Origin of the sequence: Paenibacillus sp. ACRRY (genome assembly GCF_022346995.1) — a bacterium.
Taxonomy (GTDB): Bacteria; Bacillota; Bacilli; order Paenibacillales; family Paenibacillaceae; genus Paenibacillus.
The window spans coordinates 1,716,685-1,731,553 of record NZ_JAKRNM010000001.1 but is presented as its reverse complement, the minus strand read 5'-3'; the positions used below and the strand labels follow the sequence as shown (position 1 = coordinate 1,731,553).

11 protein-coding genes are annotated in these 14,869 nt (G+C 50.3%); 10 read left to right on the top strand and 1 reads right to left on the bottom strand.

The features are described 5' to 3' along the window. Positions 1 to 17 precede the first annotated feature (17 nt). From essC to MH144_RS07300, 10 genes are all read left to right on the top strand, one after another. Entirely contained in the window at positions 18 to 4,022 is a 4,005-nt protein-coding gene (gene essC, locus MH144_RS07345) for a type VII secretion protein EssC (RefSeq protein ID WP_239298806.1), read from the top strand. 16 nt (positions 4,023 to 4,038) lie between these two features. Next, positions 4,039 to 4,869 carry a hypothetical protein gene (locus MH144_RS07340; protein ID WP_239298804.1) on the top strand — a complete coding sequence of 277 codons (831 nt, stop codon included), beginning with the start codon at positions 4,039 to 4,041 and terminating at the stop codon, positions 4,867 to 4,869. 6 nt (positions 4,870 to 4,875) lie between these two features. Continuing rightward, on the top strand, positions 4,876 to 5,424 hold the full coding sequence (locus MH144_RS07335; protein ID WP_095287660.1) for a WXG100 family type VII secretion target: 549 nt from the start codon (positions 4,876 to 4,878) through the stop codon (positions 5,422 to 5,424). A 197-nt stretch (positions 5,425 to 5,621) separates the two neighbouring features. Continuing rightward, on the top strand, positions 5,622 to 5,897 hold the full coding sequence (locus tag MH144_RS07330) for a WXG100 family type VII secretion target (RefSeq protein WP_017689071.1): 276 nt from the start codon (positions 5,622 to 5,624) through the stop codon (positions 5,895 to 5,897). 156 nt (positions 5,898 to 6,053) lie between these two features. Further along, entirely contained in the window at positions 6,054 to 8,147 is a 2,094-nt protein-coding gene (locus tag MH144_RS07325; protein ID WP_239298802.1) for a hypothetical protein, read from the top strand. A 33-nt stretch (positions 8,148 to 8,180) separates the two neighbouring features. Then, positions 8,181 to 8,933 carry a vWA domain-containing protein gene (locus MH144_RS07320; RefSeq protein ID WP_175395969.1) on the top strand — a complete coding sequence of 251 codons (753 nt, stop codon included), beginning with the start codon at positions 8,181 to 8,183 and terminating at the stop codon, positions 8,931 to 8,933. Between the two features lie 20 nt (positions 8,934 to 8,953). Further along, positions 8,954 to 9,784 (top strand): protein phosphatase 2C domain-containing protein, encoded by an 831-nt coding sequence (locus MH144_RS07315; protein ID WP_239299292.1) that lies wholly within the window; start codon positions 8,954 to 8,956, stop codon positions 9,782 to 9,784. Between the two features lie 210 nt (positions 9,785 to 9,994). Continuing rightward, positions 9,995 to 10,801, top strand: coding sequence for an SDR family oxidoreductase (locus tag MH144_RS07310; protein WP_239298800.1), 807 nt, complete (start codon positions 9,995 to 9,997; stop codon positions 10,799 to 10,801). Positions 10,802 to 10,914: 113 nt separating this feature from the next. Then, positions 10,915 to 13,434, top strand: coding sequence for an ATP-dependent helicase HrpB (gene hrpB, locus MH144_RS07305; protein WP_239298798.1), 2,520 nt, complete (start codon positions 10,915 to 10,917; stop codon positions 13,432 to 13,434). A 233-nt stretch (positions 13,435 to 13,667) separates the two neighbouring features. Next, entirely contained in the window at positions 13,668 to 14,270 is a 603-nt protein-coding gene (locus MH144_RS07300) for a general stress protein (protein ID WP_239298796.1), read from the top strand. Positions 14,271 to 14,460: 190 nt separating this feature from the next. On the opposite strand, the gene MH144_RS07295 is transcribed toward MH144_RS07300, so the two are convergent. Next, the gene (locus tag MH144_RS07295; RefSeq protein WP_239298794.1) at positions 14,461 to 14,790 is read right to left on the bottom strand and encodes a YidH family protein; all 330 of its coding nucleotides are present in this window, start codon (positions 14,788 to 14,790) and stop codon (positions 14,461 to 14,463) included. Positions 14,791 to 14,869 lie beyond the last annotated feature (79 nt).

Here is a 14,869-nt window from a genome sequence, read left to right as displayed (position 1 = left end):
AAGGAGGTCTTCTCTTCGTGAATGTGTTATATCAACGTTCTCCAAGAATGACACCGGTTCTTAAGGAAGAAAGGCTGGAAATTCTCAGACCTCCAACGGAGCCGAGCAAACCTACGTTTTCAATGATTTCTATTATAATACCGATCATGATGACGATGGTCAGTATCGGATTCTACGTATATATCAACATGACGGGCAAAATGGGCAACCCCAATTATATGATGTTTCAGATGATGACTGTCATGATGATGCTTACGTCATACACTATTCCGTTCTTTGTGTATCTGAGTAACAAAAAGACGTATCGCAAAAAAATTGAAGAACGTAAGGCCATGTACCGAGCCCAACTGGATAAGCACCGTGAAGAGCTCAAGGAAGCTCAGGCAGAGCAGGTTAAGAGCCTGTACGAGATTCATGGGGATCCCAATGTTTGTCTCCAAGTTGTGAAGAATCGCAACAGCTCCCTGTGGGAACGTTCACCGGAAGATGACGATTTCTTGCAGGTACGGATTGGTACGGGAGAAATTCCGTTTCGAATTAAACTGCAGGTTCCACGAGTGGATGGTTATGAAAAAGATGAATTAATCGAGGCAGCTCATGAACTTGCAGCAGAATTTGAGACGGTCCCCGATGCTTCCATTACGCTCCCGCTGTTTCAATCGAAAGTGATGGGATTGGTAGGGAATCGGGAAGAAGTGCTTGCTTCCCTACGCGTCATCATTTCACAGCTTACGGTGCGACATTCGCCTGATGAATTGAAGATTGCTGCCTTTTATGAAGAGAAAGAAGCAAAGGAATGGGACTGGCTACGCTGGTTACCCCATATCTGGGATGAAGATCAGGGACAACGCTATATGGCCGACAGGCACAGCGGTGCGCATCAATTGGCGGACAGCTTGTTTTCCGTGCTAAACCGTCGTCGGAACAACAAAGAAGATCGATACAAGAAAAGTGTGCAGACTCCATGTTATGTGGTTGTTCTCTCGGACACGCAGCTTATTGAAGAAGAGCCTCTTCTTCCATTATTGCTTGAATCTGCACAGGAGATTGATGTGTGCACCATTATCCTGGCAAACCGCAAGGAATCCCTTCCGATGCATTGTCAATTGATCATGGAAGCATCCAAAGGCAAGGGCGTGTACATCAAAAAAACGGAAGACGCTGACGTTGTACAGCAGACGTACACACCGGACGTGATATCAAAAGAGACCGCTGAGGCACTCTCACGTTACATGTCTCCCATTCGGCTGAAGCGATCTTCCGCTTCGGACATCCCGCAAATCCTTCCGTTATTTGATATGCTTGGCACCTCTCGTGTTGAAGATCTCGATGTAATCACCCGCTGGGGCCAGACAAGATATCCGGATACGCTGCCTGTACCCATGGGCGTGCGCGCAGGTGGCAAGAAAATAGCCATCAACTTGCATGACAAAATTGAACGTCAAGGTCACGGCCCGCACGGATTGATCGCAGGTACGACGGGTTCAGGTAAAAGTGAGGTCATTCAGTCCATCGTGGCTTCCCTGGCTGCCGAGTTCCATCCCCATGACCTGGCCTTTATGTTGATTGACTACAAAGGTGGGGGGATGTCCAATACGTTCGTAGGTTTGCCTCACGTGGTGGGTACGATTACCAACCTGGATGGCAACCTGATTGAACGGGCCAATATCTCACTTCGGGCCGAATTGGTCAGAAGACAGAAGATATTGAATGATGCCGGTAACCTTCAGCACATTGACGAATATTACAAGATTTTACGTTCCAGACATGAACAGCCATTGCCTCATTTGGTCATTATTATTGATGAGTTCGCTCAATTGAAACGGGACCAGCCGGAATTCATGGATGAGTTGATCAGTATTGCGGCTATTGGCCGAACACTGGGTGTCCATCTGATTCTGGCAACCCAGAAGCCGGCAGGCGTAGTGGATGACAAAATATGGAGTAACTCCCGTTTCCGTATCTGTCTTCGTGTACAGAGCGAGGGAGACAGCCGGGATATGATCAAGATCCCTAATGCAGCATGGATTACCAAGCCGGGCCGAGGATATTTCCAGGTCGGCAGTGATGAGGTATTTGAGGAGATGCAGTTTGCCTGGAGTGGTGCGCCATACAACCAGCAGGAGGACACAACAACGGTACTGCCTGTCATGGAAGTACGTCTTAATGGTAAGAGAGAACCACTTTTGACTGGCGAACGCAGGGCAGTCCTCAAAGGCGAAGATGTTCCTAAACAACTACAGGTCTTCATCGATTATGTGGCACAGTCTGCCGCAGATGCAGGAATCAAAAGATTGCCTGGTCCATGGCTGCCACCGCTTCCAGAGACGCTGGAATGGGACAGTCTAGCGGATTGGCAGGATGAAGAGCACAGCGAGCTACTGCTTGACGGCGGAGCAAGCGGCTTGAAGCCGGTCGTTGGGCTGCTTGACGATCTGCCTAACCAGCGTCAGATGCCTCTTGCACTCCCCGTGGATCAAGGGCATTTGATTGTGTACGGCATGCCTGGTTTGGGTAAAACGACGTTTGTCCAGACTTTGCTGATGTCACTTGCACGCTCTCGTCGTACGGATCCATGGCATGGATACATTATCGATATGGGACGGATGATGAAGGACTTTACAGGACTGCCGCAGATCGGTGGCGTACTGATGGCCGAAGAGGAGGATCGGATCAAACGTCTATTCCGGTATATTCTGAAGCTGTCAGCACAGCGCAAGGATATGATCTCGGAGGCAGGGGTTAAAACGATTTCGGCTTATCGTCGTACAGCACATGCAGCTGTTCCGCAGATTGTTGTTGTAATTGATGGTTATCTATCTTTCCGCAATGCTTACCCAGAAGAGAATGAACTGCTGGAAACGATTCTTCGTGAAGGTGGAAGTCTTGGAATTACGTTCATTCTGACTGCGAATCGGGTAACAGATGTCTTCGAGAAGTTCAGAAGCAATATACCAAACGCGGTTTCCTTTGAACTATCTGATCCAAGTGACTATTATTATGCAGTTGGAAGGCCTTCCAAGGCACCAAGCCAGCTTCCACCAGGCAGAGGTCTTGTGAAAGGACAGGTACCACCATTAATGTTCCAAGCGGCTTTGCCATCGTCCGGTGAGGATGAAGGGAAACGTTCGTCTGCTCTCCGCGGAATGATCGCAGAGATTCGGAATAGCTGGACAGGAGAAGAAGCTCCGCAGATTGCTCCGCTTCCTGAAGAAGTGAAACTCAAGGATTTACTTGTAAGTACGGGGGCGTTTGCGCAACCAGGAGAATTTTCGACTATCAATGTTCCTGTAGGCTTGTTGACTGATGATTTGGAGCCTTTCTTGCTGAATCTGCGTGAAGGTCCGCATTTTATGGTCACAAGTCCCATGGAGGGCGGTAAAACGACATTTTTGTTGACATGGATGTTATCTTTGGCTTATCATGCTTCTCCTGAAGATATACAAATATATACGGTAGATATGAGATATGGTACCGGCGGACTGGGAGAGATCAGTAGCTTGTCCCATGTCCGCGGACATGTGTCTCGTGAAGAACAGCTTGCGCCTGTGATCCAACAGTTGTACGATGAGGTTCTAAAAAGAGGCGAGTTAAAGGGTGGACCTGAAATCGTGCTTGTGATCGATGATGCAGATACCCTATCTAAACAGTTGAATGATTTTAACGTGAAAGATCAATTGGGAGCGATTGTTCGTCAAGGACGGGATCGTGGAATACATGTTATACTTTCGGGTGTTCCAGCGGATTTCCCAACGTTTGGTTCAGACTGGGTAAGTGATGTTAAGGCTTCCCAGAGTGGATTGTTGTTCGGGACTTTAGACCCTAACGATCTCTCGTTCTTCCGTATTCCTTATACCGAATCTGGAGGCAGTTCAGCTGGGCTGAAGGTACTGCCACCAGGTCAAGGTTATTATGTTAAACGCAAATATTCCAGGGTTAAAGGTGCAGTTCCTTGTGATGACACCTGGAAAATGACAGATTGGATTTCTGAAATTCGTGACCGATGGCATGTTGTAGTTTGAGGGGAGGTGGCTCATAATGTTGACGGTTCATGATTCCAAGCAAAAGGTAGTCACTTTGCAAATAAAAGAACTTTTTTTCCTGGCCGGGATTCTCGGTTCAGACCGATTGCTTGGCGTTGAAGACCCCTTCCGCGGTTACATGGCAGAAGACATTGCTGTGGAATGGGAGCACGTCAAAACTTCTCTGCTCGAAAAGGGATATTTGATTCAGGATCAGGACAGCAATGAGCTGATCATGACACCGACCGTTTTCTCCAGAGTAGCCATTGCTGGATTGTCAGACAGGGCTTGCTGGATTCGCTACACATCCAGCGGCACTTCGTATGAAAGCTATATCCATTGCACGGACGAACGGGTCGTTGAAGTTTCCCGTGTTGCTGATGAACCGGATTCCTACCGGTTATCCGATCTCGGGAACGTTCGTGAAGCGATTGACTTCCTGATTCAAAGGATGAAGTGGAGTGGCCATTCACCAGCGGAGAAGCCGGCATTGATGTGCTCCAAGAAAAAATTCTATGATGTTATGAACGAGCTTAACAACAAAGAAGAATCCGCGGTTGCTGATGAACTGGCACAGGAGACGAACGATCCGGAAGGCTCGCTAGCTCTTGCACGTTGTCTGGTTAACAAAGAATCAGACGGTGAACTGCGATTGCTTGTATGGAACGGAGAAGGTTGGAAGTCGCAGTCTGCAGCATTCGCTGCTAGCTCTGTATCCAACTGGTTGTTCCGCATGAGTACAGCCGCTTCAGATGATTGGCTTGTTGCGGCACTGACGACGAGAGAACAGTTTCACGAGATGCTGCTGGACTGGCTTAAACAGCCTGCAGGGGAAGAGGAAAGGTGATGGTAAATGCGCATTCGTGTGGAACCGGATGTGCTTCGGGCACTGAGCAGGCAGATTCAGTATGCGGCGGAGCAAATACAGCAAAAGATGACAGTGTTGGAACAGGCAATTCATTCGCTGGAGTGGGATATTGAGGCCCGCGCTGCGGTGATGAGTGAATGGAGTCACAGCAAGCGACTCGGCGAAGATGCGGTGCGTCGTTTTATGGACTTAAGCGTGCAATTGGGACGCAAGGCCTTGTTATTCCAGCAGGCAGACATGGAGTATCGTACAGTGCTGAGTCATGTGAACACAGCCTATGGCAATGCGGTCAATATGCTTAACGTTCTTGAAAACAATCGTGTAGGAGAAATCATGCCTACACACGCCGCAGCTGCTGCTGTAGTATCCGATCCCCTTTCCGCGGTGGCGGCAGTATACCGGGTGCAGGATGCTGCGCCGCCCGACGGTTCCCCCGCTACATTGATCCAGGCGATGCAGCCTGAACCTGTAGCGTGGAGATTCACAGATCCCACCTTTCGGGGGAGAAGAGGAACCGAACCTGTGGTATCCTGATTAGACAGTTTACAGAAGTGCGAAATAAGCACAGCAGAAAGTGAATTATTTATGTAAATAGTCTGTTAGGGGAAGTTTCAATCACCAAAAATGGGGTAAATAGGATTAGGTCCTTCGGCTTTTGTTCGATCGATCCTGGTATAGTACAATTTGAACAAGCAAAAATTTAATTGCACAAACCAAGGAGGAAATTACACATGGCAGGACGCATTTTAGTTACCCCAGAACAACTTGATCAGGTTTCCAACCAATTCAAACAAAGCGGTGAGCAAAGTCAGCAAATCGTTTCTACATTGACTCAGTCCATCACAAGCATGGAAGGACAATGGGAAGGTATGACGAAACAACGTTTCTTCCAGGAGTTCCAGGAAGCAAGCAAACAAATGCAATCTTTCGTTCAAACGCTGAACAGCATCAGCGCGGAACTGACGGCTATTGCCAACAAATTCCGTACAGCTGACCAAGCTCGCTAAACTGCTTTACATAGATCAGGCCGATGTCATGTCTGACCCGGCACTGGATCGTACGCAGGCAGCAAGCTGAAGATGTATAACTGCAGCAAAAACCGGGCGTTTTACGACTCCCGGTTTTTGCTGCACTATGACAGAATGACAGAGAGAGGGATGAGCATGTCTTTTCAACCGAATCCCGGGGATGAAGTGGTGATCAATGACATTGCCTATACCATTGGGCAGCACCCGGCAGCGCCCGGTCTGGCATACGCCCAAGCCGGAAGGCAAGGGATCGTTTACCAGTTAATACCCCGAAATGGTTCGATAAGTGGGGCCAAAGCACTAAAAGTATTTTTCCCTAAATTCCGTATCCCGGCTATGGTCTATCAGTCTGAGCATATGGAGCCTTATAGTGAACTGCCAGGTTTGCAGGTATGCAAGCGTGATGTGCTCACTCCGGAAAGAAACGGAGCGCTCATTGGTGAACATCCCGATTTGTTATACGCGGTTATGATGCCGTGGGTGCAGGGTCTGACCTGGTTTGACGTAATCAGTGATCAGAAACAGCTGACTGCAGAAGAAAGTCTGAAGTTGGCTAGAGCGCTAGCAGGGACTGGTTCGGCCATGGAGCAACGAGGACTTGCTCATTGTGATTTGTCCGCACCCAATGTGATGATTCCGTTTTTTTCCGAAGTGGAAAACCTGGGAGCCCCATCCGCGGTTGAACTTGTCGATGTAGAGCAAATGTACGGTTCCAAAATGGATCGTCCAGATGCTCTACTTGCTGGTTCTCCTGGTTATGCAGCTCACCGGGCAGTACACAGTGGTCTGTGGAGCTCATATGCCGATCGTTTTGCTGGTGCAGTTATTATCGCTGAGATGCTAAGCTGGTCTGATTCGACCATTGTGGAGAAAGCATGGGGAGAAAGTTATTTTGACCAGCATGAAATGCAAACGCTGAGTGAACGCTATTTTGCTATGCGGGATTCACTTCAGAAGCGATGGGGTTCCAAAATATCCGATCTGTTCATTCGTGCCTGGGAGAGTCACGATTTGAGCAGCTGCCCAACATTTGGTGAATGGTTTGTTGCTTTGGCATCAGCAAATGCCAGTCAGGCGGAAGCGGCTGGAGTAAAGGAACCTGAGGACCAAGTAACAGGTGCAGCAAATGCAGAAGCGGCGAGCCAAACAATCGCAAGTGCACCGGAGACTGGCGCAGCAGATTCGAAGTCAGTAAATGGACAAAATTCGTCCACGTCGATACCTGAAGCGCCGCCGGGGCAGGAAGCTGTTGTGAACAGACTCTTCCTGCAGGCGCGTGCTCTTGAGGATGAAGATAAGCCTGCAGCAGCCCTGGAAGTATACCGTTCTCTGTATCATTTCATTCCGGCTAACAGTGCGATGCAGATGGAAGTTGAGGCTGCCATCAACGAGCTCGATGCTAAGCTGGCTCCCAAGGAAGAAGCCGCACAGCCTGTCCGCGTTCCTTTTTACAGATCCAAAAAGTTTATGATCTCTTCCGCTGTGCTTGTTGTATTGTTGGCTGGTACCGTGCCGACTGTCAAAATTTTGGCTGATCAGGCCGAAGTCAAGCAGCAGGAGGAACAAGAAGCAGCAAGACTGGCAGAAATCAAGGCTGCCGAAGAAGCAGAAGCCGCAAAAGCTGCTGCGCTGAAGCAAGAGGAAGAAGCGAAGAAGAAGCAGGAAGCAGAAGCGGCCAAGCTTGAAGCCGAGGAAAAGCAAAAACTGGCTGAAGCACAGCAAAAGGAAGAAGAACGGAAAGCTCTCCAGGCGAAATACGATAAACAGGCAAAATACGAGGCTTATCTCGCTAAGCAGGAAGAGCAGAAGAAAGAAGCAGCCAAGAAGGCGCTGCAGGAGAAGTATGACAAGCAGGCGAAGTATGAAGCCTATCTGGTCTGGAAGAAAGAGCATGATGCTCAAGTAGCGAAGCAGGAAGCGGAGCGCAAGGCAGCGGCTGAAGCTCAGCGCAAACTGGAAGCGCAAAAAGCAGCCCAGGAAGCTGCTAACAAAGCTGCACTTAAGAAAAAACGTGCTCAGAACGTGGTTACACTGATTGCTCACTATAACAAGGCGTATAATGCTCAAAAGGGTAAGAAGATCGAAAATGCGGAGTCTTATGCCCGTGATTTTAAAAATTTGTATAACACGGATGCCTCATACTTCAAAGGGGTAGGCAAAGTCGCAGCGCGAATGAGTGCAATTAATAAATTTTTGAGCAATAACAACTATAATCTACCCAACTTGTAAATTATGTGAACGACGGAGGTGGCCCAGGCCCAGATGAACTATACAATACAAGCATCCCAGCGCACACCCGCACTTATTATTTATCTCATTGATATCAGTGCCTCCATGAATATGGTTCTGGAAAACCGCAGAAGGATTGATGTCGTCTATGATGCCCTGGCCCTGGCCATACGCCAGATGGTGTTTCGCTCAACCAAAGGAAATCGATTAACGCCTCGCTATCGGATTGCCATCCTTGCATACAGCGATGATGTCTATGACTTGTTGAATGGAATCAAGGGAATCGACGAAATTGCAGCAGTGGGTTCATTGCCAGACCTGACACCTAAACGTTTCTCGGATTCGGCCAAAGCTTTTCTGCAAGCAGAGAAGATTCTGCAGGCTGAAATACCGAACATGCAGGATTGTCCTGCGCCGCTGGTTTGTCATATGACGGATGGCGTGGCTACGGGCGAAGACCCTGAACCGATTGCCAAACGGATCATGGGCATGAGTGTGCCTGATGGCAATGTACTTGTTGAAAATATCTTCATATCCGATCACCTATTGGAAGGTCCTATCCCTGAACCGAGAAGATGGAAGGGGATTTCGCCGGAAACCGTTCTTCAGGATGAGCATGGAGAGAAGCTGCGTAATATGTCTTCGGTTCTGCCTGAAAGTTACCGTGAAATGCTTGTCGAGGCGGACTATTTGCTCGCACCCGGTGCATTGATGATGCTGCCAGGCACATGTGCAGAACTGGTGTCCATCGGGTTTCAGATGTCTGCTGCTACGCCTGTGAGATAGGAGGGGATCATTTGAGAACGATGCGATTGGCAGCATTGCCTGCTGGTGAGAAAGGAAGCCAAGGAAAGCAGCGTCGTGGAATCTTTCGCTATGTTAGCGCACAGACCGGAGAACAGCCGCTTACTCGTTATCAGGGTGCTTTGAAGTGTCGCTATGGCTATGGAAGAGCTGCAGAGACAGTTCATCAGGGGGATTCGGGTCAAGACTTTGCTGCCGTTCGCATGGACGGAAATGTATGTACATTCGTCATGTGTGATGGTGTAGGCATGAGTTACCTTGGTGATTTTGCCGCGCGTTTTCTGGGTAATGCGCTCCTCGAGTGGTTGGATACAACCTCTAATCCTTCGGCAGAAGCGATGGAGCATCTGCTTCAAGAACTGACGGTTCCGGCATCGGAGCAGCTGAAGAAAATTCAGCCATTGGACAACTCGCCCCTGCTTTTGCGCGAAGTGTTAATGGAGAAACGAAGCAGAGGCAGCCAGGCAATGTATGTGTGTGGTCGAATTGAGCTGTCTCGGGGTATGGGAAAAAGCCGTATCTGGATGGCTTGGCAAGGAGATTCACGTATACGTCTCTGGCGCAATGGTCAGGAACAATCCGGAGCTTTTCAGAACCACTGCCGGACGAATGAACGCTGGTCAACCCTGGAAGGGCCAGTTGGAGGCAAGCCTCATATTTATGAGGCGAAGCTATCCAATGAATCAATTCGTCTGCAGCTGTATACGGATGGTTTGAATGACCTGGATGCCATACAGGCATATATCCCGGATGAACACATTCAGGTACTGCTGGATGCTACGCATACGGGGGGGCTTGAAGATGATGCCGCTTTCATTGAGCTGGAATGGTAGATGTCTAATTTTAGACAAGTCATTCGTCTTAAGCATGTTTAATTTAGCGGTAAAAATCAACTGAGAAAAAACTTGTCGGTATTGATTTAAAAGGCGCTCTTTTTGGGTAATCTTGTGAAGAATCTACTTAGTTAGCATGCTGCATCATGCTGATACACAAGTCTTGGATGTACATTCTTACATAATTGCTGAGAAGGAGTGGAATGGAGCATGACACAACATAACGACAAGTCTCGGTTTGCAAACAAAGTAGCTATCATTACTGGGGCCGGTTCCGGCATTGGTAAGGCAACAGCATTAAAATTGGCAAATGAAGGTGCTCACGTTGCGCTGTTTGATCTGGTGAATGACCGGATTTCTCAGACGGAAGCCGAAATTAATGCCGTACATCCAGGTGCTGCACGCGCATTTGACGTGGATATCTCCGATCCGGCCCGTGTGGAAAAAGCGGTGCTGGAAACCGTGGAGTTGTTCGGCGGTTTGGACATTGTGTTTGCCAATGCAGGTATTAACGGTGTCTCGGCGCCAATTGAGGAAATTCAGGTGGAGGATTGGCAGCGGATCATTACGACCAATCTGGATGGTACGTTCTTTACAATCAAGTACGCTCTCCCACATCTGAAGAAACGCGGCGGGGGAAGCATTGTAATTACGAGTTCCATTAATGGTAACCAACGGTTCACCAGCTTTGGGATGTCGGCGTACAGTACTTCGAAAGCAGGACAGGTTGCGTTTTCGAAGATGGCTGCACTGGAACTGGCGAGGTTCAAAATTCGGGTTAATGTCATATGTCCGGGAGCCATCGCAACCAATATCGATCAAAGCACGGTAAAAACGGATGAATTGCACCAAATCGTTATTCCAATGGAGTTCCCGGAAGGGGAACAGCCGCTCGCAGATGGCCCTGGACAGCCGGAGCATGTGGCCAATCTCGTCGCGTTCCTGGCATCGTCTGAATCCAAACATATTACGGGTGCAGAGATTGTGATTGATGGCGCCGAATCATTGCTTCGTTAATACGCTTGATCCAAGTAGTCGTTCCTCTGGAACGGCTTTTTTTGTTATAATGCTAACATTCACATTGGATTGATTATATATTGCATGGTGCCTTATGAATTAGGAGCGATAATATGAATTTAGAGTTACCGATACAACAGGTTTTACCTGAGCTGAAACAGCTATTTCGAGAGCAGGATACGGGTGTACTTATTGCGGAGCCGGGGGCAGGTAAAACAACCGTAGTACCTCTATCCTTACTGGAGGAACCATGGCTAAACGGGCGTAAGATCATGATGCTGGAGCCCCGCAGACTTGCGGCGCGCTCAGCCGCGGCGCGGATGGCCGCAGCTCTGAATGAAAAAGTAGGACAGACGGTAGGTTACCGTGTACGCATGGACACTCGGGTCAGTCAGGCAACGCGGATCGAAGTAGTCACAGAAGGGGTCCTTACACGCATGCTTCAGCAGGATCAGGGGCTTGAAGATACAGCGATGATTATCTTTGATGAGTTTCACGAGCGTCATCTGCACGGTGATCTTGGCCTGGCCTTGGCTCTGGAGTCACGGGCGATGCTGCGTCCAGACCTGAAGGTGCTGATTATGTCGGCAACGCTGGACCCTGACCCAATCTGTACACTGCTTGGTGAAGAAACCCGCGCGATTGATTGTCCAGGACGCACATTTCCTGTGGAAACCCGTTATGTACCGAAACCGGCTTCTGCCGTGCTAGAGGAGTTCACAGCTCATGCGGTTGTAAAAGCTGTCGTAGAGCAGGAAGGAGACATACTGGTCTTTCTTCCAGGAGCCAGAGAGATACACCGGACAGAACGGGAACTTTCGAAGCTGAATCTTTCTTCTCATGTCGAGGTTCATTCTCTGTATGGCAGCATGCCGATTGAACGTCAGGATGAGGCTGTGCGCCCTGCAGTGGAAGGAAGTCGTAAGGTCGTACTGTCCACATCCATTGCGGAATCAAGCCTTACCCTTCCGGGTGTCAGAGTGGTTGTTGATGCCGGACTGAGTCGTGCATCCGTATTTTCCCCGCGTACTGGCATGAGTCGTCTTGTTACCCAGACGGTGTCCAAGGCTTCAGCCGATCAGCGTCGGGGTCGTGCAGGGCGAATTGCACCAGGGGTGTGCTATAGATTATGGAGCGAAGAGGTTCATGACGGTCTGCCGGAAGCAGCAAGACCGGAGATTGCCTCCGCGGACCTCGCACCGCTGGCGCTGGAACTTGCCGCCTGGGGTGTCCAGTCCCCTGCAGAACTGCAGTGGCTGGACATCCCGCCTGCCGCGTCCTACGGCCAGGCACAGGCGCTGCTGCGCCAGCTGGGCGGCCTGGATGACACAGGCCGCATCACGCCCTTCGGGCGGCGGATGAACGCGTTTGGCGTGCATCCGCGACTGGCCAGCATGCTGCTCCGCGCGGCGGAGCTTGGGCTGGCCAGCTACGCCAGCATGCTGGCGGCACTGCTGCAGGAGCCTGGCGGCCTCCGCAGCAGTGGCAGTGCAGGCGCGGGCACGGACCTGCGCCCGCGCGTGGAAGCGCTGCTGACTGCGGACAGCAGCGGTACGCCGCAAGCGGCAGCGTCGGTCGCAGACATCGCTGCCGTACGGCGCATTATGCAGGAGAGCCGCCAGCTGCGGACGGCTCTCGGCCCGGCGCCGGAGGATCCGGAACGGCCGAACGAGGACAGCTGTGGGCTGCTGCTGTCCTTCGCCTATCCGGACCGGATCGGACAGCGCCGGGAGGACGGCCGCTACCTGCTGAGCAGCGGCCGAGGGGTAAGGCTCAGCCAGGCAGAGTCGCTGAGCAGTTCAGCCTATCTGGTCGCTGCCGAGGCGGACGACCAGGGCGCGGATGCACGCATCCTGCTGGCTGCACCGGTGCGTGAGCAGCTTTTGTTAGGCTATGGTGCTGATCTCATAGAAGAGGATGTGCAGATTGCATGGGATCGCAGTACACGAAGTGTGCGGGCTCATCGAAGGCTGCGAATTGGATCAATTTTGATGAAGGAGAGCAGTATCACACAGCCTCCGGAAGATCAGGTGCTGGAAGCACTCCTAACTGGAATCCGGACAGAAGGTCAGGATTGTCTGCCTTGGACCAAATCATCCAGGCAGCTGGCAGACAGACTGCGTTTTCTGCATCATCATTTGCCGGGGTGGCCGGATCTCGCGGCGGATCATGTATCAGCGGAACTCGTAGATCAACTCAGTCCTTTTCTGGCAGGAATGCGTTCAGCTTCCGATCTGAAGAAACTGTCCATGCAGGACGTGTTGCTTAGCGGATTGAGCTGGGAACAACGGCAGCAGTTGGACCGGGAAGCGCCAACCCATATTCAGGTTCCTAGCGGATCACGCATTCCGGTTGATTATAGTCGACCCGAAGACCCTACACTGGCGGTACGGCTTCAGGAGATGTTCGGACAGCAGGATACACCGCGTATTGCTGGAGGTCGGGTGCCGTTAACCCTGCATCTGTTGTCGCCTGCGCACCGGCCTGTACAGGTGACCCGGGATTTGACGAACTTTTGGCGGGAGACTTATTTCGAGGTGAAAAAAGACCTGAAAGGCCGATATCCGAAGCATTACTGGCCAGATAATCCGTTGGAGGCCATGGCGACCAATCGGGCGAAGCCGCGCGGCTAGGAACGATGTGACTTCTGTCCTCTCACCATTCATATATGAAGGCTTGAATATTGGTCCGACTTTTCAGAGAGAGCCCTTGATGAGAATGACTTAAGGAGCTTATATTTTCTCTGGAATTGAAGCTGAATTATTCGTATTTGTGCACGATATAATGGGCAGGAAGCGTTTGAAAGAAAATCTTACGGGTAATAACATAGCGAAGCGAACTCTTAAATGATTAGGAGGAATTCACTATGCAGAAGAAAATCGTAGGTGTTTTTGATACAGAACGTGAGGCATCTCAGGCCATAGAGGGCTTGAAAGCACAAGGATTCAATTCAGACGAAATTTCGGTAGTGACGCAGGATCGGGACGAGTTGAAGGCCATCCGGGAAGAGACGGGAACGAAGGCGCCTGAAGGCGTGGCGGCAGGTGCAGCCACGGGAGGCGTATTAGGAGGCGTAGCCGGATTGCTGGCTGGTATCGGGGCTTTGGCCATCCCAGGGATAGGTCCGATTTTGGCGGCAGGTCCGATCGCAGCTGCGTTTACGGGAGCGGCAGTGGGTGCCGGTGCCGGCGGTTTGGTCGGTGGACTTGTGGGACTGGGTATTCCTGAAGAGGATGCCAGACAGTATGAGGAATATGTACAAAACGGCAAAATTCTCCTTCTGGTTGATTCCACCGATCGGGATTCGGATGTCTATGATGTATTCAGCAATACCAGCTATCTGAATCGTGATCGATACGCTGCTCATGGTACGGATGTGCCAGCAGAGCGTCCGGATCTGGACATGGAAGAACGCAGATTGGAAGCTCAGAATAAAGCAGCACGATTTGGAAACAACACGTTCCTATAAGCTTGGATTGTTCAGACTAGTACACTGAATTTGTATCCAAGGCTATACAGGAGTAACACATATAAATCATGATTTGGTCAATGTGAGCCGTCAGGCGCTCAAAAGCCGGTTTCCCTCGGGGAAGCCGGCTTTTGTCCCTGTAATTCCATCCTGGAATGTTGATGATTGTTGATGCTGTGTAGAGGCAAGTCTAAGAAGCAGGGAATAACAATACATAGAGCAGAACAGCAAGCGCTAGGCCAATGACCAACAGTGTAAGCGTCAGGAAGCGAATCAATCGGGTTGAGGCTTGAAAGGTTTGCTGATTAATTTGCCTGCGTTTGCGGTGATACGAAGCAGCAGAACACAGAATGATGGCAATGCCGCTGACGAGTGAGATCACTCCGGTTATAATGGCGGCAATGTGTGCAATCTGGTCATAAGAGGAAGAATTAAATCCGAATCCGGCAGCCAGGAATCCGATACCGGCCATGGCTATTCCGGTACGAACCCAGGCCAGAAACGTTCGCTCATTGGCCATATGCTGTTGTACATATTTGGAGTCAATTGTGGGGGTATCTAGTTCGGAATCAGCGATAGGAATCCCTCCGTTCATCTTT